Raw genomic sequence first — 25,694 nt, forward strand, 5'->3', positions numbered from 1 at the left:
GCTTGTCCGCGCCCCGGGTCACAAGCCCCGCCGTCTCACATTCTCAAGCGTTCCCGCCGGCCGCCTCACGCCTGGGCCCCGGTCCTCGGCCCCTGGCCGAAACCAGGACGACGGCCGTGGGGGCGACCTTGCGCCCCTATCCCTCCAGCGCCGCCACGAACGCCGCCACGCCGGCTTCGGGGGTCGTGTTGTTGCGCACCTGGACCACGTCAGGGCCCTCGACCTTGAACGCGCCGGCGCGAGCGACCCGCTCCTCGATCTCCTCGGCGCTCTCGCGGCCCCGGCGCAGGAGGCGCTCGCGGATGACCGCCTCGTCGGCGCCGATCGAGACGATGCGCACCCGGCCGAAACGTTCCCGCGCCTCGTCCAGCACCGCCCGGGAGACGTTGGCCACCACCGTGCGGCCCTGGGCGAGGTCGTCGCGCACCGCGGCCGGAACGCCGTAGCCCAGGCCATGGGCCCGCCACGACAGGGCGTAGGCGCCCGCCGCCTGGCGGGCGGCGAAGTCCGCCTCGCTGACCGGGATGTGGTTCTCCCCGCCGGCCTCGGCCGGACGCGTGATCTCGCGGCGGGCGAAGACCACGTCCCTGCCCGCCAGCGCCGCGCGGGCGCCGTCGATCAGGGTGTCCTTGCCCACGCCGGACGGGCCGACCACCAGCACCAGCAGGCCGGCGCCCGGCGCGCCCGCGTCAGGCGTACTTTTCGACGAAGTCTTCGGCGTCGAGGCGGCGGAAGTCTTCAAGGCAGTCGGCAAGGCGTTCGTGCTCCCAATCCCACCAGGCGATCGCCAGGATGCCGTCCTGCACCGCCTTGGGGAAGCGCTCGCGGATCGGCTTGGAGGGCACGCCGCCGACGATGGTGAAGGGCGGCACGTCCTTGGACACCACCGCGCCCGCCCCGACCACCGCGCCGGTGCCCACGCTCACCCCCGGCAGCACGGTCGCGCCGTGGCCGATCCACACGTCATGGCCGAGTGTCACCCGGTGCGAGCGACGCCAGTCGAAGAACTCGGCGTCGTCGGCCTCCCCCAGTTCGTAGGAGACGGCGCGGTAGCTGAAGTGGTGCTGGGCGGCCTTCCAGGTCGGGTGGTTGCCGGGATTGATCCGCGCGTCGCGGGCGATCGAGCAGAACTTGCCGATGTCGGCGTAGACCGCGCTGGAGTCGTTGACGATGTAGCTGTAGGCGCCCATCGACACCTCCGACAGGCTGGTGCGCGCGCCCACCCGCGTCCATGGCCCCAGGATGCAGTCGTGCACCTGAGCGTCCGGGTGGATGGCCGGCGCCGGCCCGCCCTTCTTGGCGGGCGCCTCCTTGTCGGCGACGAAGCGGTCGAAATAGGCGTAGCCGGGCGAGAGCGGCCGTTCGGCGAGAAGCAGGCTCATCACGCGGCCTCGACCACGGCCGGCGAGAAGGCGCCGGCGCGGCGTCCCTTCGAGCCGTTGCGGCCGGCGTAGACCCGCTCGACCACCTCGGCCGTGAGCGCGGAGGCCGGCCCGTCGAACACCACCTTGCCCTTGGCCATGGCGACGATGCGGGTGCAGTAGCTGCGGGCGATCTCCAGGCTGTGGAGGTTCACGATCACCGGGATGCCCCGCTCGCGGCACACGCGCTCCAGGGCGTCCATGACCACCTCGGCGTTGACCGGGTCCAGCGAGGCCACCGGCTCGTCGGCCAGCAGGATGTCCGGCTCCTGCATCATCGCCCGGGCGATCGCCACCCGCTGCTGCTGCCCGCCCGAGAGGGTGCCGGCCCGCTGCAGGGCCGCCGGCGCCATGTCCAGCGCGTCCAGCTCCAGGATCGCCCTGGCCCGCTGCTCGGCCGGGAAGAACTTCACCATCGAGGCCGCCAGCGGCCGTTCGGCGAGTACGCCGACCAGCACGTTGGTGATCACGTCCAGGCGCGGCGACAGGTTGAACTGCTGGAAGATCATGGCGCAGCGCCGCCGCCACAGGCGCAGCTCGCGCCCCTTCAGGCGGGTGACGTCCTGGCCGTCCCAGGTCACGCGGCCGGCGGTCGGCTCGGCCAGGCGGTTGATCATGCGGAGAAGGGTGGACTTGCCGGCGCCGGACCTGCCGATCACGCCGACCAGTTCGCCGCGGCCGACGCTCAAGGAGACTTCGTCCACAGCGAGGGTCTCGCCGTAGCGCTTCGAAACACCGTGCAATTCCAGCATGTAAGCTCCACTCCCCGCAGGGCTGCTGGACAGGAAGGCTAGCCCTGGGGCGTGACCCTCCGATGACGGCTCTTCCGGACCGGCGGCGCACCAGGGCCGGATTTGTGCAGGCGCGGCGGTCACGGCTCCGCCATCAGGGCTTCACCGCCGCCCGCTAGGGTGGCGGTTCAGTTCGCGGAGGCGCAGGTGACGAAGCTCTTGGTGATCGGCGCGCTCGCCTGGGACCGGCCGATCCGCATATCCGGTCCCCTGGCGCCCGGCGCGCGCCTGGTAGGCCGCACCCTGGACGGCCGGCTGGGCGGGCGGCTGGGCGGCGGCGGCGCAAACGCCGCGGTGGCCCTGGCCAAGGCCGGCCGCGCCGTCGCCCTCGCCTCGGTGGTCGCCGGGGACGCCGCCGCCGACGCCGCCTTCGAGGACGCCGAGGGCGCGGGCGTGGACCTGGCGCTGGTGCGCCGACGTCCCGGCGAGACCAAGACGACACTGATCTTCATCGACCCCGCCGGCGAACGCGTCGTCATGGGGCTGGACTGGGAGCCCAAGCCCCTGCCCGAGCTTGACCCTCCGGCCCGCTGGCCGGACCTGCGGCCCGCGGGCCTCTTCGTCCGCTCCGCCTATCCGGGCGCTGCGGCCTGGGCGGGCGCCTGCCAGGGGCCCGTGGTGCTGCACTGGCCCGCGCCGGGCTACGAGGGCCGCGCCGACGTGGTGGTCGCCTCGGCCGACGACCTCTCCGCCGAGGTCCTGGCCGATCCCCTGGCCGCAGCCCGCGCCGACCTGGGCGAGGGCGTCTGCCACGTGGTGGTGACGCGCGGCGCGCACGGCGCCGAGGCCTACGGCCGGGACGGGATCGTCCGGACCCCCGCCCCGCCCGCGGCCGTGGTCGACGCCACCGGCGCCGGCGACATTTTCGCGGCGGGGCTCCTCGACGCCCTGTCCGCCGGGGCGCCGATGGAGGCGGCCTTGGCCCACGCCTGCGCCTGGGGCGCGGCGGCGGTGGGGCTGGACAGCTCCGCCCCCCTCGACGCCGGTCCCGGCGCCTTCAGGGCCTTCGCCGCCTAGCCGGTCAGGCCAGGCGCTTGCGCAGCTCGCGCGAGATGAGGTCCAGGAGCGCCACGCAGGCCATGTAGAGCAGGATGATGAAGGCGGCCTGGTCGAAGGCGAAGATGCGGATGCGCTCTTCGAGCTCGAAGCCGATCCCCCCGGCGCCGACGATCCCCAGGACCGCGGCGTTGCGGAAGTTGCCCTCCAGGAAGAACAGGCACTGGCTGGCCATCACCGGCGTCACCTGGGGCGCCAGGGCGTAGCGCATCACCGCGAGCGGCGGGGCGCCGGCGGAGCGCACGCCCTCCTCCGGCTTGGGGTCGCAGTTCTCCAACGCCTCGGAGAACAGTTTGGCGAGGTTGGGCACGTCCGCCAGCGCCAGGGCGACGACCCCCGCGAAGGGGCCGAGGCCGAAGGCCGAGACCAGGATCAGCGCCCAGACCAGGGCCGGCACGCCGCGGAACAGGTCCAGGAAGCGGCGGAAGGCGAAGTGCAGCACCTCGTTGCGCACGATCGTCTTGGCCCCGATGAAGCCGAGCGGCAGCGCCGCCAGGGCCGCCAGAACCGTGCCGGCGAAGGCCATGGCGAAGGTCTCGCCGAGCGCTTTCAGGATCCGCGGGAGCTGCCCGCCGCTGGTCGGCGGAACCATGGCGCCGAAGAAGGTCCCGAGCTTGTCGACCCCCTTCATCAGGGCGCCGGGCGCCAGGTCCAGGTCGCGGGCCATCTGCACCACGCAGGCGACCGCCAGCACGGTCAGGCCGATCCGCAGCAGGCGGGTGGGAAGGCTGGCCGCCAGCGCCTGGGGGGCGATCGCGGCGGCGCGGGCGCGGACGTCGCCGTTCATGAGCGGCCTCCCAGGCCGATCAGCCGGTGGCGGATCGCCTCCGACAACAGGTCGAGGACGAAGATCATCCCCACGATCAGCATGAGGATCGCCAGATAGGTGTCGAACTCGGTGTAGGTGATCGCCCGCTGCAGCTCCAGGCCGATGCCGCCGGCGCCGACGATCCCCAGGGCCGCGGCCCCGGCCAGGTTGCCCTCGAGCCGGATCAGCACATAGGAGGCGTAGTTCGGCAGCACCTGCGGAATCACCCCGAAGCGGATCTTCTTCCACAGCCCCGCGCCCGCCGCCTCGAGCGCTTCCAGCGGCCGCGGGTCGACCTCTTCGTTGATCTCGGAGAACAGTTTGCCGAGGCTGCCCATGGTCGAGATCGCCAGGGTGATCACCCCTGGCAGCGGTCCGACGCCGAACGCCGCCACCAGGATGATGGCCACGATCAGGTCCGGCAGGGTGCGGATCGCCTCCAGCGTCCGGCGCACGAGGAAGCGCAGCGGCGAGAACGGCATCAGGTTGCGGGCGCAAAGGAACGAGGCGCCGACGGCCATGATCGCGCCGAGGATGGTGGCGAGAATGGCCATCTCCAGCGTCTGCCAGCCGGCCTTCAGCCAGAGCGGCAGGTCGTAGAACCACCAGGACAGCGAGCCCTCGGTGCGGCGGTCCTGGAAGAGGGCTTCGGCCCTGAGGTCCGGCGTCAGCCGCCGCAGGAACTCGCCCATTCGGCCGAGGGGATCGCCCCCCAGGTCGGCGTCGAAGAACTGGCTGCGCTGGAAGGAGATCACCAGCACCGCCGAGAACAGCAGGAGTCCGACCAGCGCCTGGCTCCGCTGCCGCAGCAGGCTCGCCCGGCGCAGGCGCTCGAATTCGGCCACGGCGAGGGGCGTGTCCTCACGCATGGTTCAGCGCGCCGGACGGGTGGCGAGGAGGGCGTCGGCCTCGGTGGGCTCGAACTCGGCGGCGTTGGGCGTCCAGGCGGCGGCCCAGGCGAAGGCGTCCGGGGCTTCCAGGTGCATGGGCATGTGGATGCCGATGAGCCGATAGCGCAGGGCGAGCGGCATGTCGCGGCGCACCACGATCGCCTTGGCCGCGCGCTGGCGCCCGCGCCAGATCTCCGCCAGGTCGGCGCAGCGGTCCTCGCCGGGCGCGTCGCCCCGGCACAGGCGCTGCCAGGCCGCCGCATTGAGCACCATGGCGTCCACCGCGCCGGCCCGCAGGCGGGCGACGGCCAGGTCCGGCGTCGCCTGGGTCTCCTCGCGAGCGAAGAAGGCGTCGTCGGCGCCCTGGTCGGCCAGGGCGCGCAGGGGCGCGTCATAGGCCGCCCGCCCCGTCCCGCCGAAGGCGACAGCCCCGCCCTTGAGCGCCGCCAGCGTCTTGCGCGGGGAGGCCTTGGGAACCGCCAGCACGATGGGGATGCGGTTGAGACTGTCCGCCGGCCGGACGGTGAGGATCGGGCGCGTGGTCTGGGCCACCGGCGCATAGGCGGCAGGATCGAGCACGGCCATGTCGGCTGCGCCGTCGGCGAGGGCCTTGGCGGCGGCCGCGGCGTCCGCCACCGGACATTTCTGGATCTCGGTCTCCAGCCTCTTGGCGAGCAGGCCGTAGTAGGCGCGTTCGCCGGCCGGGGCGGAGGCGCCGAGGGGCGCACAGGCGCCGTCGCCCGCGCCGGGGGCGGCGATCCGCAGGGCTGCCGCCGAGGCGAAGGCCGGGGCGGTCCAGAGCAGGACCGCGGCGATCAGGGCGCGCTTCACGGCCGGCCTCCTTCGCGTCCGCCCTCGCCGGCCCGGCGCTGGGCGATGTCGGCCGCGCGCAGCTTGATGATGTCGGCGTAGTGGCTGCGGTTGACGGCGGTCAGGGCGCCGCCGTCCGCCTGGCCGGTGTCCACCCAGAGCTGGGGGTCGTCGTAGGGCATGGCCGCCAAGGCGCCGCGGGCCAGGTCGATGAAGGCCTGCGGCCGGTCGGTGCGCACCACGATGGCGGAGTTCGGGATCGGGCCGACCACCCAGATGATCCGGAAATCGTCGATGTCCACCAGCCCGCGGCGGGCCATGGTGTAGTGGGCGCCGGTGGCGAAGCCGTGCTCCGGATCGCCGCCGCCGACGTTGATGATGGCCGCGTCGAACTGGCCGTTCTCCAGCGCCATCACCGCCTGGGTGTGGCCGCCGGCGAAGGAAGTCTTGCCGAAAAAGGTTTCTGGATCAATTCCTTGCTCGCGCATCTTGGCGCGTGGGAAGAGATAGCCGGAGGTCGAATTGAAATCGACATAGCCCAGGCTCCTGCCCTTAAGGTCCTGGATGCTGCGATAGGGACTGTCGGATTTCACCAGCAGGGCCGAGTAGTATCCCATGTCCCCCTCGGCCTGGCGCACGGTCAGGATCGGGGCGACCTTTTCGCCCACCTGGGCGTCGACGTTGGCGTAGCCGCCGCCCGCGATAGTGGCGATGTCCACCTGGCCGGACGACAGCGCCTGGATGGTGCCGTTGTAGTCAGAGGACTCGTAGAGCTTGACCGGCACGCCGCTCGCCTTCTCCAGGTAGTCGCGATAGGCGCTCCAGCGCTTGGCCATGCGCGGGTCGTCCTCCGAGCCGCGGACCGCCATTCGAATCTCGGACATGCCGGCGAAGGTCCCGCCATCCGCTTCCGGTTTGCCGCCGCAGCCCGAAAGGACCGCCGCGCACAGGGCGATGACCGCCCCCGTGTTCGTGGATAAGCCTCGATACACTCCAACAACCTCCTGGCGCCGCGCGGGGGCGAGCGGGCGGGCTGGGATGATGTGATGACACCGGCGTATGTCGTGGTCGTGACGCGGCGGCAGGCCTGGCGGACGACCGATGCCGAGGTTGTCGAGGACAAATCCGTCAGGCGAGCGCCGCCGCCACGCCGAGCAGGAATCCGACCTCGAAGGCCTGTTCGACCGCCCCCAGGACATCCCCGGTGTACCCGCCGATCAGCCGCCGCGCGGCGAGCGCGGGAACCAGGGCGAAGGCCGCGCCCAGGGCGAGCCCGAGGCCCGCCGCGGCGGGCGCCAGCAGAGCGAGGGGCCAGGCGGCGAGGGCCACGGCGAGGGCGATCTCCCAGGCCTTGAGGGTCTCCGGCGCCGGCTTCCACTTGGCCGCCTCGCCCCGCGCCACATAGGGCAAGGCCCCCATGGCAAGGACCGCCGCCGCCCGGCCCGCGCCGTGTCCGGCCAGAAGCGCCGCGGCGGCGGAAAGCGGCGCAAGGCCCGCCAGGGCCGCGGCCTTCAATCCAAGCGCGAGCACCAGGGCCAAGGCGCCGTAGGTCCCCAGGCGGCTGTCCTTCATGATCTCCAGCCGGCGCTGCGGCGAAGTTCCGCCCCCCAGGCCGTCGGCGGTGTCGGCCAGGCCGTCCTCGTGGAAGCCGCCGGTGAGGAGCACGCCGGCCGCCAGAGCCAGGAGCGCGGGAACCGCGCCGGACCAGACTTGGGCGCAGGCCAGGAGCACCGCGGCGCTCAGCGCGCCGACCATCTGCCCGACCAGGGGAAAATAGCGGGCGCTGCGGGAGATCCATGCGGGATCGAAATCCCGCAGCGGCGGGGTCGGCAGCCGTGTCAGGAACTGCACGGCGCAGAGCAGGAGCGCGACCTGGCGGCGCAACTCACACCCGCCCGGCCAGCACGTCGTCCAGGTTGGCGACGTCGGTGAGCAGGCGCGCGGCCGCGCGCACCAGGGGCAGGGCCAGGAGCGCTCCCGTCCCCTCCCCGAGCCGCAGGTCCAGGTCGAGGAGCGGCCTGGCCCCAAGCGCTTCGAGCATCAGGGCGTGGCCACGCTCGGCCGAGAGATGGGAGAAGACGCAGTAGTCTGCCGCCGCCGGCGCGATCCGGACGGCCGCCAGGGCCGCGGCGCCGGCGATGAAGCCGTCGACGATCAACGCGCGCCCGGCCGAGGCCGCGCCGAGAACCGCCCCGGCCATCATCGCGATCTCCAATCCGCCGAACTCGGCGAGCACCTCGAGCGGCGCGCTGGCGGCCGAGCGCGCCGCCGCGCGCGCCAGCACCGTTCGCTTGCGCGCCAGGCCCTGCGCGTCGTGCCCCGCCCCCGCGCCGACGGCCGCCTCCAGCGGGACTGGTCCCAGCCGGTGCAGGATCAGGGCCGCCGCAGCCGAATTGCCGATGCCCATCTCGCCGATCGCCAGCACGTCGAAGGACTCGGCCGCCAGGGCCGCCAGGGCCGCGCCGCGGGCAAGGGCGAGCTTCACTTCGTGCGCCGTCAGCGCCGGCTCGAGCTCGGCGTTGCGCGATCCCGCCCGCACCTTGGCCTGGACCAGCCCCTGCGCCGGCGGCAGGTCGGCCGCCACCCCGGCGTCGACGACCTGGACCTCGGCGCCCACCGCGCGGGCGAAGGCGTTGGCGCTGGCGCGGCCGGCCAGCAGGGTCGCGACCATGGCGGTCGTCACCTGCGAGGGATAGGCCGAGACGCCGGAGGCGTTCAGCCCGTGGTCGCCGGCGAAGACCATCAGCAGCGCACGGTCGGCCACCGGCTCGCGTGCGCCGGCGATCAGCCCGAGCTGCACCGCCAGGTCCTCGATCCGGCCCAGCGCGCCGAGCGGCTTGGCCTTGCCGTCGATTCGGGCCCGCAGGGCGGCCTCGCCGGAGCGGTCGAGGGGGGCGACCTGCGGGATCACGGGCGCAGGCCCAGGCCGGCGATGGCGGCGAGCCGCGGAATGTCGAGGGCCGTTTCCAGGACGGCGGCGATCTCGTCGAGAGCCGTTTCCACCTTCGTCTCCTGGTCCGCACCGTCGGATGCGCCGCCGAGGCCGTCCAGCAGCGCGGCGCGGGCCGCGCCCCGGTCGAACAGGCCGTGGACATAGGCGCCGGCGATGCGCCCATCCGGCGACGTCGCGCCCTCGCCGCTCCCGTCCCCGCGGATGAGGAAGGGACGCGAAGTGTCCGGTCCCTGGGTGCGGCCGACGTGGATCTCGTAGCCCTCGAAGGGCGCGCCGCCCGCCAGCCGCCCGAGGGTGCGCCGCAGCACCTTGTCACCTGTCAGCGTCGTTTCCACGTCGAGAAGGCCCAGTCCCTTGGCTTCGCCCGGCGCGCCCTCCACCCCCAGGGGGTCGCGGACGACGCGGCCCAGCATCTGATAGCCGCCGCAGACGCCCAGCACCCGCCCGCCCCTGCGCACGTGGGCGGCGAGGTCCACGTCCCAGCCCTGTTCGCGCAGGAAGGCGAGATCCGCCAGGGTGGCCTTCGTGCCCGGAAGGATCACCAGGTCCGCATCCCCCGGCAGCGCCGCGCCGGGCGGGACGAACCCGAACTCCACCTGCGGCTCGCCGCGCAAGGGGTCGAGATCGTCGAAGTTGGCGATCCTGGAGAACATCGGGGCGACGATCCGCAGCCGCCGGCCCGCGGCGGCCGCCCCGGTCCGCTCCAGGACGACGGCGTCCTCGGCGGGAAGCCGGCGGGCGGCGGCGAGCCACGGGACGAGCCCGCAGTCGGCCCAGCCGGTGCGCGCCCCGATCTGCGCGCGCCCCTCGTCGAACAGGCGAGCATCGCCGCGGAACTTGTTGATCAGAAAGCCCTTCACCATCGCCCTGTCGTCCGGATCGAGGACCGCGTGCGCGCCGACGAGGGCGGCGATGACGTGGCCGCGGTCGATGTCGCCGGCCAGCACCACCGGCACGTCCGCCGCGCGGGCGAAACCCATGTTGGCGATGTCTCCGACGCGCAGGTTCGTCTCCGCCGGACTGCCGGCGCCTTCGACCAGCACGAGGTCGGCCTCCGCGGCGAGGGCCTGATAGCTCTCCAGGACTGTCTGCAGGAGTTCGCCCTTGCGATCCTGGTAGGCGCGCGCCTGCCAGGTTCCGGCCATGCGGCCGCGGACCACCAGCTGGGCGCCGGTGTCGCTCTGGGGCTTCAGCAGCACCGGGTTCATGTGGACGCTCGGCGCGGCGCGCGCGGCGCGGGCCTGCAGGGCCTGGGCGCGGCCGATCTCGCCGCCGTCGGCGGTCACGGCCGCGTTGTTGGACATGTTCTGCGGCTTGAACGGGCGCACGGTCAGGCCCCGGTCGGCGAACAGGCGGCAGAGGCCGGCGACGAGCACCGACTTGCCCACGTCCGAGCCGCATCCTTGGATCATCAGCGCGGCCACGCAAGCCCCCCCGCCGCCAGCAGCGCCCCGGCGAGGGCGCATGCGCCGAGGTAGCGCCCAAGGCCCCGCGTCAGGTCAAGCGGACCCGGCCTTGGCCCCTCGCCCAGGACGGGACGCTGGTGGACGGCGCCGTCGTAGCTCGCTGGGCCGCCGAGCCGCACGCGCAGGGCGCCCGCCATGGCCGCCTCCGGCCAGCCGGCGTTGGGCGAGGCGTGGCGGGGCGCATCGCGCCGCATGATCCGCCAGCCGCGGCCGGAGGCCAGGCAGATGAGCCCGCCGGCGATGCGCGCCGGCACGAGGTTCATCGCATCGTCCGCCCGCGCCGCGGCCCAGCCGAAATGGGTGTAGGGCGGCTCGCGGTGGCCGATCAGGCTGTCGGCGGTGTTCACCGCCTTGTAGACGAACAGCCCGCCGAGGCCGCCGGCCAGGAACCAGAACACCGGGGCGACGACGCCGTCGCAGAAGCTTTCCGCGAGGCTTTCCAGCGCTGCGGCGCTGACGCCCGCCGCGTCCAGCCCCTCCACGTCGCGCCCGACGATCCGGCCGAGCGCGGCGCGCGCCGCCGGCATGTCGCCGAGGCCGAGGGGCCCGGCCACCTCCGCCACGTGGTCGAAAAGGCTGCGGGCGGCCAGGCCCAGGGCGCCCAGGGCCGCGATCCCCGCCGCGCCCCAGGGCATGCCGCAAAGCGCCCGCTCCAGCAGCCAGCCGGCGCCGCCGGCCGCGGCCACGGCCGCCAGCAGGGTCGCAACGCCGGCGACGCGCCGCGCGCCGTCGCTCCATCCGGGGCGGTTGAGCCCGGTCTCCAGGCCTCCGATCAGGGCGGCGATCCAGGCCACCGGGTGCGGCAGGCGCGCATGCAGCGCCCGCGGATATCCGACCGCGCCCTCGATGGCCGCGGCGCCGAGCACGATCCAGGGATCAGCCGGCACGGCCGAGAATCTCGATCAGCGGGCCGTCGCGCCCTTCGGTGACGGCGGTGTCGACGCCGTAGGCGCGGGCCAGGCTCTGAGGCGTCAGCGCGGCCTGCGGGGAGCCGGCGGCCAGCACCTCCCCGTCCACCAGGAGCAGCACCCGGTCGGCCATGCGGGCGGCGAGCGGCAGATCGTGCAGGGTCACGATCACGCCCCGCCCCTCCTGATGCGCCAGACGGCGGAACAGGTCGGCGGCGTCGAGCTGGTGGCCTGGATCGAGCCCCGCCAGCGGCTCGTCCGCCAGGAGCCAGGCGGGATCCCCGGCCAGCGCCCGGGCGATCAGCACCCGCGCCCGCTCGCCGCCCGACAGGGTGGTCACGTCGCGGTCGGCCAGGGCTTCGACCTGGGCCGAAGCCATGGCCCGGTCGATCGCCGCGGCGTCCTGGGCCGACAGCCCGCGCGCGCCGATGAAGGGCGTGCGCCCCAGGCCCACGAGGATGCGCGCCTCCACCGCCCAGGCGATCTCCGGCGTCTGCGGGATGAAGCCGATCCTCTGGGCGCGCGACCGGGGCGAAAGGCGCAGGATGTCCTGGCCGTCCAGCCGCACGCGCCCCCTCCCGGGGCGACGCAGGCCGGCCAGGCAGGACAGGAGGGTCGACTTGCCCGCCCCGTTGGGGCCCAGGATCGCCGTCACCTCGCCCGCCCGGAAGCTGGCCGTCACCCCACGCAGCACCGCCTTGTCGCCGAGACGGACGGCCAGGTCGGCGGCCTCGAGCCCGCTCATGCGATCCTCCGGCGCAGGGATAGAAGAAGGGCGAAAAAGAACGGTCCGCCGAGGGCGGCCATGGCCACGCCGAGCTTCACCTCCGCCGCCGACGGCGTCAGCCGGACCGCGATGTCCGCCGCCAGCACCAGCAACGCGCCGCCGAGGGCGCTGGGGACCAAGAGCGCTCCGGGGCGCGCGCCCACCAGCGGGCGCAGCAGGTGGGGCACGATCAGGCCGACGAAGCCGACCACTCCCGTCACGGCCACGCTGGCGCCCGTGGCCAGGGCCACGCCGATCGCCAGGCGCCAGCGCAGGGCCGGCAGGCTGACGCCGAGCGAGCGGGCGCCCATCTCGCCGATCATCAGGGCGTCGAGGCCGCGGCCGGTAAGCAGCAGGAGCGCCAGGCCCCCGACGACGAAGGGCGCGGCCAGGCGCACGTCGTCGATGCTGCGGTCGGCGAGCGAGCCCATCAGCCAGGAGACGATCTCGTTCACCGCCCAGGGGTTGGGCGCCAGGCTGAGGGCCAGGGCCACGCCCGCGCCCGCCACCGTCTGCAGGATCACGCCGGCCAGGACGAAGGTGACGATGCTGGACGAGGCGCCGGACAGCGCCAGGAGCATCAGCACGGCGGCCAAGGCGCCGACCATCGCCGCGCCGGCGATGACCCAGGGGATCTGGGCGCCGGCGCCGAGATAGAGGGTGAGGACCGCACCGAACGCCGCCATGGCCGAGACGCCCAGGGCCCCGGGATCGGCCAGGGGGTTGCGGGTGTAGCCCTGCATCGCCGCGCCGGACATGCCAAGGGCCGCCCCGACCAGCAGCGCCAGGAGGGTTCGCGGCAGGCGCAGGTCGAAGATGATCGACCAGCGCGGGTCGGTCTGGTCGGTCCAGGCGGAGACGGGAACCCAGACGCGGCCCGCCTGCAGGCTGAGCACGGCGGCCAGCGCCAGCCCCAGCGCCAGGGCGCCGACGGCGAGGGGACGCGGGACGCGCTTCATCCGCGCGCCCTGCCCGCCCCGGCGGCGAGCGCATCGCGGCGGGTCTGCGCCAGGAGGGCGGCGGTCTCGATCAGCACCGGCCCGCCGCAGAACATCAGACGCTGCGGGAACGGGGCGGCGTGCACCTTGCGCGAGAGGCGGCCGAGGGCCGGATGGGTCAGCACGCGCTCGGCCCAGGTCGGAGCCCCGGCCTTGGGCTGGCCGGCCAGGATCACGTCCGGCGGATCGGCGACCAGGGCTTCCAGCGGGATGTTGCCGGTGCGCCGGAGCCCGTAGCGGCCGGCCGCGTTGTCCAGGCCCGCCCGGCGCATCATCTCGTCCATCAGCGTCCCCTCCGCCGAGGCGAAGCCGCTGGACTGGTAGACGATCGCCGACAGCCGCGCCTCTCCGGGCGCGGGCGCGGCGGCGGCGATCGCGGCGCGGATCCGCGCGACCAGGGCCGCGCCGCGTTGCGGGCGGCCGACGGCCGCGGCGACCCGCGTCACCTGCTCCAGGCTGGCGTCCACCGATTCCGGAACGCCGAACAGCTCGGCCTTCACCCCGAGCCGCTGCAGCGCCGCCCGGGTGGCCGGCGAGGAGTGGCGCGCCATCAGCACCAGGTCGGGGCGCAGGGCCACGACTTCCTCAGCGCTCTCATAGGTGATCGCCAGGCCCCGGCCCGCAGCGCCGACGCTGGAGTTCTCCGGATCGCGGGCGTAGTGGCTCAGGGCGGCGATCTGCGGGCGGTCGGCCACCTGCACCAGGATGACGTCCAGGCACGGGTTGAGCGAGACCACGCGACGCGGCGCCGGCGCGGTCGCGCGTGCGGAGCCGGCCGCCGCCAGCCCCCCGGTCAGCCCGGCCGCCAGCGCCCGCCGCGTGATCGCGCCGCTCAAAAGTCGATCCCCCGCTGCGCCTTGACGCCCTTGTCGAAGGGGTGGCGCACCAGCGTCATCTCCGTCACCAGGTCGGCGATCTCGATCAGCTCCGGTTTGGCGTTGCGGCCGGTGACGCAGACATGTTTGTCGCGCGGACGCGCCTTCAGCCCTTCCACCACCACGCCGATGTCCAGGTAGTCGTAGCGCAGGGCGATGTTGAGCTCGTCCAGCAGCACGAAGTCGAGTTCCGGGTCCGCCAGCATCTCCATCGAGGCGGCCCAGGCGGCCTCGGCGGCGGCGATGTCGCGGGCGCGGTCCTGGGTGTCCCAGGTGAAGCCCTCGCCCATCGTCCTCCAGCGGACCTGGTCGGGGAAGCGGGCGAAGAACTGGCGCTCGCCGGTGATCCACTTGCCCTTGATGTACTGGACGACGCCGACCTTCTGGCCCCATCCCAGCGCACGGGCGACCATGCCGAAGCCGGCGCTGGACTTGCCCTTGCCGTCGCCGGTGTGGACCAGGAGCAGGCCTGGCGCGTCGGCCTTCTCGGCCATCAGGACCTCACGCTCGGCCTTCAGCGCCTTCATAGCCTCGGCGTGGGCGCGGTTCTTGTCGTCGTCATGGCTCATGGTTGCAGGCCTCCAGGGCGGCGCCCAGGCGCCGCCAGTCGCCGGGTCCGGGCAAGCCGAACCGAAGCACGTCGGGGTCGAATGTGAAGGGGCGCGTGAGGATTCCCCGGGCGGCGAGCGCGGCGAACCGGCGCTCGGCCCGGGGCGCGCGCACAAGCCGGAAGAGGTCCGTGCCGCCGAGGGGGGGCAGGCCGCCCCGCTTCAGCAGCCTGTCGAGCCGGGCTGCGTCCCAGCGCAGATCGGCGCGGGCGCGGGCGGCCCAGGCCGCATCGGCGTAGGCGCCGAGCCCGAGGGCGAGCGCATCGGCGCCAAGCGGCCAGTCGCCCAACCTCGCCCGCATAGCCGCCGCCAGCCGCGCATCGCCGACCAGGAACCCCAGCCGCGCCCCCGGCAGGCCGTAGAACTTGCCGAAGGAGCGCAGGACCACCAGGCGGCCGTCAGCGAAGCGGGCGACGCTGAGTTCGGGCCGCACCTCGACGAAGGATTCGTCGACGATCAGCCAGGCGCCCCGCGCCGCGAGCCGGGCCGCGGCGTCCAGCACCTCGACCAGGCTGGTGGCCGACCCGTCAGGGTTGTTCGGGTTGACCAGCACCACCGCCCCGGCGTCGGCCTCGGCGAGGCGGTCACGCTTGACCAGGCTGACCTCGGCGCCGGCGGCCGCCCAGGCCTCGGCGTGGCCGCCGTAGGTGGGCGCGGCGATCGCCACCCGGCGCGCGCCGGTCAGCGACGGCAGCAGGCGAAGGGCCGCTTCTGCGCCGGGGCAAGCCGCCACGGCCTGCGGGCGGGCGCCGAAGGCGTCGGCGGCGAGGCCTTCGAGCCTCGCCACGTCCTCCGGGTCCGGCAACCGGCGCAGGTCGCCGGACGGCGCCCGACGCCCCGGCCAGGGGCGCGGGTTGATCCCGGTCGACAGGTCCAGCCAGGGCGCAGGCGCGTCGGGAAAGGCCCGACGCGCCCAGGCCAGGCGCCCGCCGTGGCGCAGGGGCGCCACGGCCGACGCCTCAGAACCTCGCCCGCACACCGGCGTAGACCCCACGCCCAAGGGCGCCGTAGTTGCGGATCGTCTCGTACTCCTCGTCGAGCAGGTTCTCGATCCGGCCATAGAGCTCGACGCGCTCGCCCACCGGCCAGGCCCCGCGCAGATCGAGCAGGGTGTAGCCGCTGATGCGGTTGCTGTTCGAGGCGTTGTCGAAGCTTTCGCCCACATAGCGCACCTGCGCCGTCGCCGATGGGCCGGCGGTCCAGGTGTAGGTCCAGGCGATGTCGGCCTGGTGCTTGGGCCGGCGGGTCAGGTTCCTGCTGACGTTGCTCCCGGGGGAGCGGTTCTCCGCGTCGGTCCAGGTGTAGTTCGCATCGATGGTGATCCGACCGAGGTCCGCCTGGCCGAACAGTTCGACCCCCTTGGTGTCGGCCGCCGCCACATTGGCGTAGTAGCCGAAGCGGGCCACGCCATCGACGACGCACAGGGGATCGGCGCCCCCGGTGCAACTGAAGTAGTCAATCTGGTTCGTCGTCCTGCGCTGGAACCAAATGGCCGAGACCCGCAGGCGTCCGTCCGCAAGCCGCTGCTCGATCCCCGCGTCCCAGGAGTCGGCCTCCTCCGCCTCGAGGCTGCGATTCCCGTACGGGCTGTACAGCTGGTAGAGGGTCGGCGCCTTGAAGCCCTGGCCGAAGCTGGCCCGGAGCACCGTGGCGCCCTCGTTCAGCGACCAGGCGAGCGCAAGCTGACCCACGGTCTTGCCGCCGAAGGTGTCGTGCTCGTCCCGTCGCAGCCCGGCGGTGAGGGTCAGTCCCGGTTTCAGTTCGCCGTGGGCCTGGGCGTAGACCCCCTCGATCACGGCCTCGGAGCGCGCGGGCGTGGGATCTGGATCGAACGCCGAGGGCGAGGCGGTGCGCATCTTCGCCTCCTCCCGCTCCGCCCCGAAGGTGGCCGACCAGGTCCGCCCGAACGCCAGTACGCCCTGGTACTCCAGCCGCCGGTTCTCGCCGCGGGCGTCGAAGGTGTGGTCGGTGTTCGCCTGGTCGGGATTGAAGTTGTCGCGGTCGGTGCGGGTGTAGCCGTAGGCCAGCCGGTTCTTCAGGGCCCCGTCGAACAGCGCCGCGTTGAATCCGGCGTAGGCGACCAGGTCCTTCGTCTCGCCATGCTCGGCGGTGTCGGCGAAGACGTATGCGGGCGCCGGAAAGCCGTCGAAGTCGTTGCGGCCCGACGAATAGAGCGCCCGAAGATCGAGTGAGGCGGCCGGCCCCAGGATCACCCGGCCGCGCCCGCTGACCTGGGTGTTGCGATAGCCGTCGTCCTCATCGCCCCTGGCGTAGGAGGAAGCGCCGCCGTCGGTGACGTAGCGGCTCGCAGCCAGGCGCCAGACCAGGCGTTCGCCGGCGCCGCCTGCGGCCGCGCGGGCGTAGGCTGTGCCGTCCGAGCCGCCCTCGACGGCGACCGAGCCCTCGAACGGCTTGCTCGGTTCGGCGGTGACCAGATTGACGACCCCGCCGATCGCCTGGCTGCCCCACAGGGTGGATTGGGCGCCGCGCAGCACCTCGATCCGCGCCACGTCGCCGATCACCAGGTTGGCGAAGTTGTAGCCGCCGCCGGTCGAGGACGGGTCGTTCAGCTTCACGCCATCGACCACCACCACAGTCTGGTCGGTCTCGGCGCCGCGGATACGCAACTGGGTCGCCCCCCCGACGCCGCCGTTGCGGGTGACGCTGACCCCCGGCGTACGGCCGAGGAGGTCGGAGGCGATCACCGCCTGGCTCGCGGCGATCGCCTCGGCGTCGAGCACCGTCACCGACTGGCCGATCCGGTCGGCGGCCTGGGGCGAGCGGGTCGCGGTGACCACCAGTTCGCTGAGCCCCGCGGCGGCTTCGGCGCCGGCGGCGTCCGGTTCGGGTGCAGGGCGCTCGTCGGCCCATGCGGGCGCGGCCAGGATCAGCGCGCCGGCGAGCGCGGTGGTGGAAATCAGAACGGTCTTCATCGGGTCATCCCCCTCTTCCTGACGACGGACCGTCGCGGAAGAAGGCCGGGCCGGAGGCTGACGCACGCCGGACGGCCCGCGCCCGCGCGCGGTCCAACAGCGTCGTCTCTCGGGACACCCCGTTCGCTCGGCGCACCCCGGCCGGACGAAGGACGACCGCGTCAGGCAGGTCTCCTGGCTCGCGGGTCACAGCCGATGCGCGTCGCCTTCCCAGACCAAGGTCCAGTGGCATATGACGCGCGGGCTCGCCGCTTACAGTTGCGGGGGCAGCCCAGGTCTTGCACCTGAGTTCCCTTTTGATCCCCTTGCGGGGAACCTGTCGCGACGCCCGCATTAGGCGGCGCGTGCGGGCTCGTCAATTCAGGAGTGTGGATGGCCTGGACCCTGGTCCTCGGCGGCGCCCGGTCAGGAAAGAGCGCCTACGCCCGGCGCGAAGCCGAAGCCGCGCCCCGCCGCGGCCGTCTGGTCATGATCGCGACGGCCGAAGCCCACGATTCGGAGATGGCCGAGCGGATCGCCCGCCATCGGGCCGAACGCGACGCGGCCTGGGCGACCCTGGAGGCGCCGCGCGACCTGGCGGGGGCCGTCTGCGGCCTGGCGCCGGACGATGTCGCGGTCGTCGACTGCCTGACCCTGTGGCTGTCCAACCTGATGCTGGACGAGGCCGATGTCGGCGCGAACCTGGCGCGGCTGGCGTCGGCGCTCTCGGCCAGCCCAGCGCGCCTTCTGGTGGTGTCGAACGAGGTCGGCCAGGGGATCGTCCCGGACAACGCCCTCGCCCGCCGCTTCAGGGACGAGGCGGGGTTCATGCATCAAAGGCTGGCCGCGGCCGCCGACCGGGTGGTGCTGGTGGTCGCGGGCCTGCCGCTGGTGCTGAAGGGCTGAACGCCCCTACCGGCCGCTGCTGGCGACGGTTTGCTGCAGCTTCTGAAACTCGACCCGGCTGATGCAGCGCGGGTTCGCCCAGGCCTCCTTGTCGCGCGCGACGGCCTCGGCCGTCACGAACTCCATCGAGCCGTGCGCACGCTCGAAGGAACGGCGGGTCAGGTCCGAGGTGTCGCAGACATAGAGCATGCGGGCCTTGGCGGGCGCCGCGCCTTCCCGGGCGGCGGCGTTCTTGGCCGCGTCCTCCGCGGAGGGGGCGGTGGTGGCCAGGGCCGGGGTCGCGAGCGCGGCGGCGAGCGCCGCACTGATCAGAACCTTCCGCATAACGTCGTCCTCCAGGTCTTGTTCTTGAGCCGGAACGGGCCGGTTGCGGGCCACATTGGCGCCGGTCGCGGCTTATGTGAAGTTTTTGCGACAAATGAATGAATGCTTCATGACGTCGCATGGCGTCGTTCGGCCCTCGGCTCGCCTGTCACGACAAGGCGGCGGCTCCATCGCGGAGTCTTCACGGACGCGTCACGCAAGTGTCGCGCAACCCCGGAATAAGCGCGGCTCACCTTCAAGGTTTCCGGCCCATGACCGCCCGAGCGAGCGGGCCGGCTGGACGCCCATGCGCTACGGCATCATTCGCGACGCTTCGTTCCTTCCGCCTCCCGCCGAGCAGCGTGAACTTCTGGAATCCAGGGGCTGCGACGTCATCATCCAGGAGCGCGGCTCGACCCCCGACGCCGCCCACCGCATCGACCGGCTGCTCTTCAGCGTGAAGAACGGAGACGAGGTGGTGGTCCAGAGCCTGGTGGTCTTCCTGAAGAGCACGGGCGATCTGGTGCAGACCCTGCGCAATCTCCTGGAGCTCGGCGCCAGGATCACCATCGCCTCGTCCCGGACGGACAGCGTCACCCTCTCGCCCAGCGAGGAGCTGATCGGGGCGCTCAACCTGCTGGCCGACCACGAGAGCCGCCGCCCGGCTCCGCCAGCCACGCGGGCGCGAGGCCGCATCGGCGGAGGCAGCCGCAATCCGCTGTCGCCCTATCAGATCGACTACGCCCGCAAGCTGCACGGGGAAGGCGCGTCCCTTCGCTCCATCGGCCTCTTGTTCCAGCTCTCCCCCGAGGACGTCTGGCAGTTGATCGGCCGCTGAGGACCTGCGCATTTCGCGCCCCATGGGGATCGACCATCTCTTCTGGGCCATAGCGAGCGTGGCGCTCGGGCCGATCATCGGCAGTTTCATTGCGCTGGCCGCGCAGCGGATGCCCCTTGGCCGGCCGGTGGCCGTGTCGCGCTCGGCCTGCGACCACTGCGGCCGCACCCTGGGGCCGCTCGAGCTTGTGCCGATCGTCAGCTACCTCGTCCTGCGGGGGCGTTGCCGTACCTGCGGCGAGCCGATCGGCGCCCGTCACCTGGCGGTCGAGCTGGCCGCCGCGGGCCTGGCGCTGTGGGCGGCGCTCGTCCTGTCCGGCCCCGCCGTGCTCATCGGCTCGATCCTGGCCTGGCAACTGCTGCTCCTGGCGCTGCTGGACGCCGAGCATTTCTGGCTGCCCCGGGTGCTGACCCTGCCCCTGATCGGATCGGGCCTGGCCCTGGCGGCGGCGCTGGGCGTCGAGCCGCTGTTTCACCACGCCCTCGGGGCGGCGATCGGTTATCTGGCGCTCAGCGTGATCGGCTTCGCCTACCGCCGGCTGCGCGGCCGCATCGGCCTGGGCGGCGGCGACGCCTGGCTCGCGGCGGGCGCCGGCGCCTGGACCGGCTGGATCGGCCTGCCGAGCGTGCTCGTCATCGCCGCGCTCAGCGGAATCCTGGCGCTGCTGGTCGCCCGGCTGGCGGGACGCCGCGTGGCGGCCGACACGCCCACGCCCTTCGGCGTCTTCCTGGCGCTAGGCGTCTGGCTGACCTGGCTCTACGGCCCCCTGGGGCTTTAGGGCTCGCAGGCGATCAGGCCGCCGACGGGCGCCACCACGCTCCAGCCGGACGGGTCGCTGAACTCCAACGCGCCGTCGGGAATGACCACGCCGCCGGGCGTGGGCCTTTGCCCGGTCAGATCCAGGTCGAGACTGAGCCGCAGCCCCTCGCCCTCGTAGACCTGCCGCGCGGTCTGGCCGGCGACGCTGGTCCCCTGGGCCGACACCCGCGCCAGGTCCAGGGTCCGTCCGGAAAGGCGGATGCGCGCCCGCGGCGGCCCCTCCAGGACCATGACGATACGCCGGGCGTCGGGAGCGCGGGTCCAGAGGACGAGGGCGCAGTCGCCCCGCTTCAGCGCCTGCGGCGGAAGCTCCTGCAACGGCAGGCCAGGCGCCGGCGCGGCGGCGGCCAGCAGCAGCGCCGCACAGGCGACGGCGGCAAGGATCCTAGGCGCCCGCATGGCCGAGCCGTCCCTGATCCACCCGGCCGAAACCGTCGAGGGTGCGCCCGAAGCCCGACAGCCCCAGGGCGGCCTCCACGGTCGGATCGGTGACGCGCACACGACTTTCCAGGCGCCAGGCGCCGGCGCCCTCGACCCGCAGGCTGCCGTCGAAGCGCACGCCTGCGGACTGGCCGGTGAGCGGGATGACCAGGGCGCCGTCCCGGCAGCCGAGACGGCCGGCGAGTTGCAGGCCCGGCACGTCCGGGCCACGCGCGCCCACGCCGAGCCGGTCGATCACCGCCCCTCCGCGCGCCGCCGTGCATCGGCCCGACTGGAAGCGTACGGCGGCGTCGCTCAACTGAAGTCGGCCCCGGAGCGCCAGGCCGGGAAACACCGTCAGCAGCGGGGCCTCGAGGTCGGCGCCCTCCAGGGCGATCCCCCGGCCGCCGAACCCCACCTTGCCGCCGCCCGACACCGCGCCGCGGGCATCGAAGCGCAGGCGCACGGCGCCCGTCGCCAGGGCCAGGGGGTCGAGCCCGGCCTTCACCACGCCCAGCGGAACCCCCGCGAGGCTCGCGTCGTGCAGTTCCCCCGCCCAGACGGGCCCCTCCACCTGGCGCGCGAAGAGGCCGGCGGCGCTCGCCCCGCTCCAGTCCAGCGCCAGCCGCAGCGGGAACAGCGCGACGGCGGCGACCAGGGCGGCCGATCCGAAGACGAGGCCGAGCCGGACGGCGCTCACGGGCCCGCCCGCACGAAGGTGGCGTCCACGTCCACGCCGCCGTCGCCCTTCAGCACGGTGAGGTGGCTCGCGACCACGCCGTGCTCGCGCTGCAAGGCCAGCAGCCAGGGGAACACCGAGGTCGACGGGGCGCCTTCCAGCACGGCCTGCACCCCGCCGGAGGCTTCGACCTCCACCCGCGCCAGGGTGAGGCCGGCGGCTTCGGCCGCCTGGCTGACGGCGGCGTCGACGGGGGTCGCCGAGGGCGCCGGCCGGGCCGCGCGCTCGAGGTCGGCGATCTCGGCCGTCGCCCGCGCCACGACCAGCCGGGTCTCGACGGCGCGCTCGAGCCTGGCCGCCGAAGCCTGGCGGGCCGCGCGCAGCGGCTCGACCAGGCCGAACCAGCCGGCGAGGCCGAGGCAAAGGGCGCCGAGCACGGCCAGCATCGCCTGTTCGCGCGGACTGCGCGCGCTCCACAGCTGCACCAGGCTGTTCATGGGCGGGCTCCCAGGATGATGTCGCTGACCACGCGCCCGGCTTCCTCGCGCGCGCCCTCCTGGCGAACGGTCACGCCGGCGCGGCGCATGGCCGCCGAAAGGCCGTCGATATCGGAGTAGTTGGCGTAGCTGACCGTCGCGCGCATGGCGCCGTCAGGCATGGAGATGAGGCTCTCCACCTGCCCCTGGTCCAGCGCCTCCACCGCCGCGAAGAGCTGGGCCGCAAGGCCCGTCGGGCCGGCCCCCGCGCCGATCCTCGCCTGGGCTAGCCGGGCCTCGACCTGCATGGCCGGGTCCTCGACGGCCGTCCCCTTGGGCAGGACCGTGGCGGCGAGCTCGGCCGCCTGGCGCTCCAGGCTGCGGGCGGCGCTCTCCTGGCGCACGACCTGCGCGGCCATCACCAGCAGCGGACTCGCCAGGACCAGGGCGGCGAGCACGGCCGCCAGGCGCAGGTCCCTCGGCTTCAGCCCCTGGCCGCGGGCCGGGTCGAAGGCGCCCTGCAGCAGGTTCACCGCCGGCGCGGCGGCCGCCTGCGCCATCGCCTGCTCCAACTCGGCGGAGTCCGGCTCGCGGGTCTCTCGTCCCTCCAGCAGCTGGGCTGCAAGGGGCTCCTCCACCGAGAAGGCCTGGCGCCATCCTCGGAGCGCCGCCCGACCGGGCGCGCGCGCCAGGTTCAGGGGCTCGCCCTCGCCGGGCTCCGGCAGCATCAGCGCCTCCGGCGTCGCCACGTCCGGCGAGAGGCCGTAGCCGGCCACGCGCGCCAGCCAGCCGCTCAGCAGCTTCGGATCGACCACCGCGACCGCCCGCCGGCCGTCGGCCTCCAGCGGCCCCAGGGCGAGGTGAGCCTCGCCGACCGGCGCGGCGAGCTCATCCTCCAGCGCCAGGGCGGCGGCGGCGCGCGCCTGCACGAGGTTCCGCGTCGGCGCGTTCACCCACCGCACGGTCACCTCGACGCCAGGGATCACGAGCACGCAGCGGGCCGAGGCCGCCTCGGCCGGGTTCAGCGGCTGCAGGACGCCTCGCTCCAGCACGCCGCCCCCAGCCGCCAGGACCAGCTGGAACGGAGCCTCCTCGGCCGCCGAGGGCAGGAAGACGATACGGGTTCGGGTCATTCGTCACGGGTCCAGCGTCGGGCCGCCAGGCGGGGTTCGCCGGCGGGGTCGATCTCGAAAAGGACGCTCGAAACCACCTCGGCGCCGCGATAGGCGACCTCAGTGTCCAGCGTCAGGTAGCGGGGGCGAAGGGCGACCTGATTAAAGACCGCATTGAGCGAATCGGTCCGTCCGGCCGCCGCGCCGCCGCCGGTCAGCTCCAGGCTGGCCATGCGCTCCATGGCGGCGAACATGCCCTCCGACTGCCAGAACGCGGCGGCGTCGCTCCAGCCGCCGCCAGGGCGGCCGGCGATCACCTGGCGCGCCTGGTCCAGGCTGAGCGCCCCGTCGGTCAGCATGACCAGCAGCACCGCCTTGTCCGCCGAAAGGGTGTTCACGTTGATGGGCGACAGGTCCGAGGTGGGCAGCGCGCACACATAGGGCCGGATGCGGCGGTAGACGTCGGGGGTGAAGCCGCGCACGGCGCGCAGCTCGCTGACCTCGGCGACCAGGGTTCCGGCGGTGCGGTACGGCCTCGGGCCCCGCGCGTAGGCCTCGTCCTCGGCGCCGCCGCTCTGGCGGATCTGATCGCTGTCGATCCAGTCGGTCAGGGCCGCGGCAAGGGCTTCGGCCTCGCCCGTCCCGGTCTTCAGGGCCGTCAGGAGCGCGATGAACTGCCGTCGGCCGGCGTCCCGGGGCTTCAGCACCTCGCCGTAGCCCTGGACCACGCTGTTGAGGTTGAAGCAGTCCGCCCCGGGCGAGAGCCGCGCCTGGATGGCGCCCTCCTCCACCGGAAAGCGGAACACGCGCCCGCTCCACTCGCCGGCCGCCGAGGAGGTCGGGTCGAGCAGGGCCATCCGCCGGGCCTGCACGGCGACCAGGGTCTCGGCCCCGATGGCGTACCAGCGCGCCTGGTCCACCGCCTCGGCGTTGAGGGTGCGGCGCTGAGCGAAGCGGATGTCGTCGAGGACGCTCACCGCCAGGGCGGACATCACCGCCACCAGCAGCAGCACGACCAGCAGCGCCATGCCGCTTTCGTCGGGACGCCTCATCGCGCGCCTCCCGGCAGGAGGAAGAGCTGGCGCACCTCGCCCACCGCGGCCACGTCCAGGTCGAGCCGCACCGCCTCGGGCAGCACCGCTGCAGGGCTGGACGTCCAGGCCTCCAGCCATTCGCCGCGGGTGAGGAACGCGGTCCTGGCGCTGCGCACGCCCCGGAGCAGGACCTGCGGGCGGCCGAGCTCGGCGCCGTCCAGGGCCGAGCGCGCGCGGCGCACTAGGGCGCCGTCCTCCAGGCTGTACTCCACGTACTGCAGCGAGGCCCGGGGGGCCTGGTCGGGATTGTCCCAGCCGCGCCGGGTCAGGCTGACCAGGGGGCCCTGCCCGCCGCCAGCGAAGGCGGGCCGCGCCGCGCCGGTCGCCTCGCGGGTGCGCCGGCCCGCGGCCTGCTGCAGGTCGGCGGCGATCAGGGCGCGGGCGCGCTGGAATTGGCCCAGTTCGGCCGTGCGCCCGCGCACCGCCTGCTGGTTGTCGACGCTGAAGCCCATGACGGCGACGCCCGCCGCGGCCACAAGGCCGAAGATCAGCAAGGCCACCATCACCTCGATCAGGGTGAAGCCCTTCATCGGCCCGGCCCCCGGAAGACGACCACCTCGGCCGCGGTGCGCCGGCCGGAAGGATCGGCGACCCGCACCGCCACCTGCAGGATCTGCGGATCGCCGGTGCGCGAGACCTGGCGGGTCCAGCGCCAGCGCCGGCCGCCCGCCTGCTCCTCGCCGCGCACGGCGCCCACCGCCGGCGGCAGCGGGCTGGTCAGGGCCTCGATCGCCTGGTTGTCGGCGACCACCCGGGCCAGAACCCGCGTCTCGGCGGCGGACACGGTGCGGGTGTTCTCGCCGGCCAGGTTGAGCAGGGCGAGCACCGCCAGACCGAAGACGGCCAGGGCGACCATCACCTCGATCAGGGAGAACCCCTCCTCGGCCCGCCGGCGGCGGGGCGCCTCAGCCCTCGACGCGCACATTGCCGGCCTCGTCGACGGACACCCGGGCGCGGCGCGCCTCGCGGGTCAGGGTGATGACGGCGGGATCGGCGCCGCCTGTGGGATCGAAGCGCACGCCGGTGCGGCCGCCGTCGGCCTCGAGGCTGGCCTTCAGTCCTTCGCTCCAGCGCGCCTCGCCGAACGGCTTTTCCGCCAGCGGCGCCCAGGCGCCACGCACATAGACGCGGAACCGATAGCCGGCGCCGGTGACGGCCACGTCCACCGACCGGTTCGTCAGCACCGCCTCTTCCTTGGCGCGGGTCAGGCGCGCGGCGAAGCGCTCGGCCTCCTCGGAGACCGGCGGCCGGTGATCGGGAATCGTCAGCACGACGGCGGCCCCGGCCAGGCCGATGACGAACAGCGTCACCATCAGCTCGACCAGGGTGAAGCCCGCCTCGGCCTCAGCTCCAGTTGCCGATGTCGGCGTCATCGCCCTCGCCGCCTTTGCGGCCGTCCGCGCCATAGGAATAGACGTCGAAGCGGCCGTGCTCGCCCGGATAGGCGTACTGATAGGGATTGCCCCAGGGATCGTCCGGCAGACGGCGGATGTAGCCGCCCTCACGGTAGCGGTCGGCCCGCGCCAGGCCGGCCGGGGGCGCGGTCAGTGCGCCAAGGCCCTGGTCCGTCGTCGGGAAGGTGAAGTTGTCCAGGCGGTAGCTCTCGATCGCCTGCTCCAGCACGGCGACGTCGGCCTTGGCCTTCTCCTTCATCGCCCGGTCCTGGCTCGGCAGCACGTTGATCATCACCACCGTGGCCAGAAGGCCCAGGATGACGATGGCGACCATCAGCTCCAGGAGGGTGAAGCCGGCTTCCGCCGGCGGCCGTTCGGGCTCGTGCATGCG

Annotated in this window: 31 protein-coding genes and 1 riboswitch; of the genes, 4 read left to right on the forward strand and 27 right to left on the reverse strand. The window is 73.7% G+C overall.

What is annotated here, in order from left to right:
- Positions 1 to 136 precede the first annotated feature (136 nt).
- From phnN to phnC, 3 genes are read right to left on the reverse strand one after another with little or no spacing between them, the layout of a single operon-like run.
- Entirely contained in the window at positions 137 to 742 is a 606-nt protein-coding gene (gene phnN / locus ACK4YQ_RS09455; RefSeq protein ID WP_409610693.1) for a phosphonate metabolism protein/1,5-bisphosphokinase (PRPP-forming) PhnN, read from the reverse strand.
- Positions 690 to 1,382: a DapH/DapD/GlmU-related protein gene (locus ACK4YQ_RS09460; RefSeq protein WP_409610695.1), complete on the reverse strand. Its 693-nt coding sequence runs from the start codon at positions 1,380 to 1,382 to the stop codon at positions 690 to 692. The genes phnN and ACK4YQ_RS09460 overlap by 53 nt, the downstream gene beginning before the upstream one ends.
- Complete coding sequence (gene phnC, locus ACK4YQ_RS09465; protein WP_409610697.1) at positions 1,382 to 2,173, reverse strand: phosphonate ABC transporter ATP-binding protein; 792 nt, start codon at positions 2,171 to 2,173, stop codon at positions 1,382 to 1,384. The genes ACK4YQ_RS09460 and phnC overlap by 1 nt, the downstream gene beginning before the upstream one ends.
- Before the next feature lie 186 nt (positions 2,174 to 2,359).
- Between phnC and ACK4YQ_RS09470 the strand changes: the two genes are divergently transcribed.
- Positions 2,360 to 3,229 (forward strand): carbohydrate kinase family protein, encoded by an 870-nt coding sequence (locus ACK4YQ_RS09470; RefSeq protein ID WP_409610699.1) that lies wholly within the window; start codon positions 2,360 to 2,362, stop codon positions 3,227 to 3,229.
- A 4-nt stretch (positions 3,230 to 3,233) separates the two neighbouring features.
- Here ACK4YQ_RS09470 and phnE (ACK4YQ_RS09475) read toward each other — a convergent pair whose 3' ends face one another.
- The 14 genes from phnE (ACK4YQ_RS09475) to ACK4YQ_RS09540 are packed head-to-tail and all read right to left on the reverse strand — an operon-like array spanning position 3,234 to position 17,283.
- Positions 3,234 to 4,055, reverse strand: a complete 822-nt coding sequence (gene phnE / locus ACK4YQ_RS09475) for a phosphonate ABC transporter, permease protein PhnE (RefSeq protein ID WP_409610701.1) — start codon at positions 4,053 to 4,055, stop codon at positions 3,234 to 3,236.
- The gene (gene phnE, locus ACK4YQ_RS09480) at positions 4,052 to 4,945 is read right to left on the reverse strand and encodes a phosphonate ABC transporter, permease protein PhnE (RefSeq protein ID WP_409610703.1); all 894 of its coding nucleotides are present in this window, start codon (positions 4,943 to 4,945) and stop codon (positions 4,052 to 4,054) included. Before phnE (ACK4YQ_RS09480) ends, phnE (ACK4YQ_RS09475) begins: the two co-directional genes overlap by 4 nt.
- Positions 4,946 to 4,948: 3 nt before the next feature.
- Positions 4,949 to 5,797, reverse strand: a complete 849-nt coding sequence (locus ACK4YQ_RS09485; RefSeq protein ID WP_409610705.1) for a PhnD/SsuA/transferrin family substrate-binding protein — start codon at positions 5,795 to 5,797, stop codon at positions 4,949 to 4,951.
- A complete protein-coding gene (gene phnD, locus ACK4YQ_RS09490) occupies positions 5,794 to 6,975 on the reverse strand; it encodes a phosphate/phosphite/phosphonate ABC transporter substrate-binding protein (RefSeq protein WP_409610707.1) in 1,182 nt (393 codons plus the stop codon). The genes ACK4YQ_RS09485 and phnD overlap by 4 nt, the downstream gene beginning before the upstream one ends.
- A complete protein-coding gene (gene cobS / locus ACK4YQ_RS09495) occupies positions 6,905 to 7,660 on the reverse strand; it encodes an adenosylcobinamide-GDP ribazoletransferase (RefSeq protein WP_409610709.1) in 756 nt (251 codons plus the stop codon). The genes phnD and cobS overlap by 71 nt, the downstream gene beginning before the upstream one ends.
- A 1-nt stretch (position 7,661) precedes the next feature.
- The gene (cobT, locus tag ACK4YQ_RS09500) at positions 7,662 to 8,687 is read right to left on the reverse strand and encodes a nicotinate-nucleotide--dimethylbenzimidazole phosphoribosyltransferase (RefSeq protein ID WP_409610711.1); all 1,026 of its coding nucleotides are present in this window, start codon (positions 8,685 to 8,687) and stop codon (positions 7,662 to 7,664) included.
- Complete coding sequence (locus ACK4YQ_RS09505; protein ID WP_409610713.1) at positions 8,684 to 10,153, reverse strand: cobyric acid synthase; 1,470 nt, start codon at positions 10,151 to 10,153, stop codon at positions 8,684 to 8,686. Before ACK4YQ_RS09505 ends, cobT begins: the two co-directional genes overlap by 4 nt.
- Positions 10,141 to 11,082: an adenosylcobinamide-phosphate synthase CbiB gene (gene cbiB, locus ACK4YQ_RS09510; protein ID WP_409610715.1), complete on the reverse strand. Its 942-nt coding sequence runs from the start codon at positions 11,080 to 11,082 to the stop codon at positions 10,141 to 10,143. Before cbiB ends, ACK4YQ_RS09505 begins: the two co-directional genes overlap by 13 nt.
- A complete protein-coding gene (locus ACK4YQ_RS09515; RefSeq protein WP_409610717.1) occupies positions 11,072 to 11,848 on the reverse strand; it encodes an ABC transporter ATP-binding protein in 777 nt (258 codons plus the stop codon). The genes cbiB and ACK4YQ_RS09515 overlap by 11 nt, the downstream gene beginning before the upstream one ends.
- Positions 11,845 to 12,828: a FecCD family ABC transporter permease gene (locus ACK4YQ_RS09520; protein ID WP_409610719.1), complete on the reverse strand. Its 984-nt coding sequence runs from the start codon at positions 12,826 to 12,828 to the stop codon at positions 11,845 to 11,847. Before ACK4YQ_RS09520 ends, ACK4YQ_RS09515 begins: the two co-directional genes overlap by 4 nt.
- Positions 12,825 to 13,703, reverse strand: coding sequence for an ABC transporter substrate-binding protein (locus ACK4YQ_RS09525; RefSeq protein ID WP_409610721.1), 879 nt, complete (start codon positions 13,701 to 13,703; stop codon positions 12,825 to 12,827). The genes ACK4YQ_RS09520 and ACK4YQ_RS09525 overlap by 4 nt, the downstream gene beginning before the upstream one ends.
- Positions 13,700 to 14,311, reverse strand: coding sequence for a cob(I)yrinic acid a,c-diamide adenosyltransferase (cobO, locus tag ACK4YQ_RS09530; protein WP_409610723.1), 612 nt, complete (start codon positions 14,309 to 14,311; stop codon positions 13,700 to 13,702). The genes ACK4YQ_RS09525 and cobO overlap by 4 nt, the downstream gene beginning before the upstream one ends.
- Positions 14,301 to 15,299: a threonine-phosphate decarboxylase CobD gene (gene cobD / locus ACK4YQ_RS09535; protein WP_409610725.1), complete on the reverse strand. Its 999-nt coding sequence runs from the start codon at positions 15,297 to 15,299 to the stop codon at positions 14,301 to 14,303. The genes cobO and cobD overlap by 11 nt, the downstream gene beginning before the upstream one ends.
- A gap of 10 nt (positions 15,300 to 15,309) precedes the next feature.
- Complete coding sequence (locus ACK4YQ_RS09540; RefSeq protein ID WP_409610727.1) at positions 15,310 to 17,283, reverse strand: TonB-dependent receptor plug domain-containing protein; 1,974 nt, start codon at positions 17,281 to 17,283, stop codon at positions 15,310 to 15,312.
- Positions 17,284 to 17,429: 146 nt separating this feature from the next.
- Positions 17,430 to 17,618, reverse strand: a riboswitch (cobalamin riboswitch).
- Positions 17,619 to 17,655: 37 nt separating this feature from the next.
- On the opposite strand from ACK4YQ_RS09540, the gene cobU reads away from it, so the two are divergent.
- Positions 17,656 to 18,168 carry a bifunctional adenosylcobinamide kinase/adenosylcobinamide-phosphate guanylyltransferase gene (gene cobU / locus ACK4YQ_RS09545; RefSeq protein ID WP_409610729.1) on the forward strand — a complete coding sequence of 171 codons (513 nt, stop codon included), beginning with the start codon at positions 17,656 to 17,658 and terminating at the stop codon, positions 18,166 to 18,168.
- A 6-nt stretch (positions 18,169 to 18,174) separates the two neighbouring features.
- Here the strand turns inward: cobU and ACK4YQ_RS09550 are convergent, their stop codons facing one another.
- On the reverse strand, positions 18,175 to 18,492 hold the full coding sequence (locus ACK4YQ_RS09550; RefSeq protein ID WP_409610731.1) for a hypothetical protein: 318 nt from the start codon (positions 18,490 to 18,492) through the stop codon (positions 18,175 to 18,177).
- A gap of 286 nt (positions 18,493 to 18,778) precedes the next feature.
- Here ACK4YQ_RS09550 and ACK4YQ_RS09555 point away from each other — a divergent pair, with 286 nt between their 5' ends.
- The gene (locus tag ACK4YQ_RS09555) at positions 18,779 to 19,309 is read left to right on the forward strand and encodes a recombinase family protein (protein WP_409610733.1); all 531 of its coding nucleotides are present in this window, start codon (positions 18,779 to 18,781) and stop codon (positions 19,307 to 19,309) included.
- A 22-nt stretch (positions 19,310 to 19,331) separates the two neighbouring features.
- Positions 19,332 to 20,087: a prepilin peptidase gene (locus tag ACK4YQ_RS09560; RefSeq protein ID WP_409610735.1), complete on the forward strand. Its 756-nt coding sequence runs from the start codon at positions 19,332 to 19,334 to the stop codon at positions 20,085 to 20,087.
- Here ACK4YQ_RS09560 and ACK4YQ_RS09565 read toward each other — a convergent pair.
- From ACK4YQ_RS09565 to gspG, 9 genes are read right to left on the reverse strand one after another with little or no spacing between them, the layout of a single operon-like run.
- Positions 20,084 to 20,527 carry a hypothetical protein gene (locus tag ACK4YQ_RS09565; protein WP_409610737.1) on the reverse strand — a complete coding sequence of 148 codons (444 nt, stop codon included), beginning with the start codon at positions 20,525 to 20,527 and terminating at the stop codon, positions 20,084 to 20,086. The two genes, ACK4YQ_RS09560 and ACK4YQ_RS09565, sit on opposite strands and share 4 nt — an antisense overlap.
- Positions 20,514 to 21,248, reverse strand: coding sequence for a type II secretion system protein N (gspN, locus tag ACK4YQ_RS09570; protein WP_409610739.1), 735 nt, complete (start codon positions 21,246 to 21,248; stop codon positions 20,514 to 20,516). Before gspN ends, ACK4YQ_RS09565 begins: the two co-directional genes overlap by 14 nt.
- On the reverse strand, positions 21,245 to 21,724 hold the full coding sequence (gene gspM / locus ACK4YQ_RS09575) for a type II secretion system protein GspM (RefSeq protein WP_409610741.1): 480 nt from the start codon (positions 21,722 to 21,724) through the stop codon (positions 21,245 to 21,247). Before gspM ends, gspN begins: the two co-directional genes overlap by 4 nt.
- Positions 21,721 to 22,836: a type II secretion system protein GspL gene (gene gspL / locus ACK4YQ_RS09580; protein WP_409610743.1), complete on the reverse strand. Its 1,116-nt coding sequence runs from the start codon at positions 22,834 to 22,836 to the stop codon at positions 21,721 to 21,723. Before gspL ends, gspM begins: the two co-directional genes overlap by 4 nt.
- Positions 22,833 to 23,867 carry a type II secretion system minor pseudopilin GspK gene (gene gspK, locus ACK4YQ_RS09585; RefSeq protein ID WP_409610745.1) on the reverse strand — a complete coding sequence of 345 codons (1,035 nt, stop codon included), beginning with the start codon at positions 23,865 to 23,867 and terminating at the stop codon, positions 22,833 to 22,835. Before gspK ends, gspL begins: the two co-directional genes overlap by 4 nt.
- On the reverse strand, positions 23,864 to 24,439 hold the full coding sequence (gspJ, locus tag ACK4YQ_RS09590; RefSeq protein ID WP_409610747.1) for a type II secretion system minor pseudopilin GspJ: 576 nt from the start codon (positions 24,437 to 24,439) through the stop codon (positions 23,864 to 23,866). Before gspJ ends, gspK begins: the two co-directional genes overlap by 4 nt.
- A complete protein-coding gene (gene gspI, locus ACK4YQ_RS09595; protein ID WP_409610749.1) occupies positions 24,436 to 24,834 on the reverse strand; it encodes a type II secretion system minor pseudopilin GspI in 399 nt (132 codons plus the stop codon). Before gspI ends, gspJ begins: the two co-directional genes overlap by 4 nt.
- Positions 24,815 to 25,282: a GspH/FimT family pseudopilin gene (locus tag ACK4YQ_RS09600; protein WP_409610751.1), complete on the reverse strand. Its 468-nt coding sequence runs from the start codon at positions 25,280 to 25,282 to the stop codon at positions 24,815 to 24,817. Before ACK4YQ_RS09600 ends, gspI begins: the two co-directional genes overlap by 20 nt.
- The gene (gene gspG, locus ACK4YQ_RS09605; protein WP_409610753.1) at positions 25,254 to 25,691 is read right to left on the reverse strand and encodes a type II secretion system major pseudopilin GspG; all 438 of its coding nucleotides are present in this window, start codon (positions 25,689 to 25,691) and stop codon (positions 25,254 to 25,256) included. Before gspG ends, ACK4YQ_RS09600 begins: the two co-directional genes overlap by 29 nt.
- Between the last annotated feature and the right edge of the window lie 3 nt (positions 25,692 to 25,694).

Origin of the sequence: Phenylobacterium sp., assembly GCF_046291545.1 — a bacterium.
Taxonomy (GTDB): Bacteria; Pseudomonadota; Alphaproteobacteria; order Caulobacterales; family Caulobacteraceae; genus Phenylobacterium.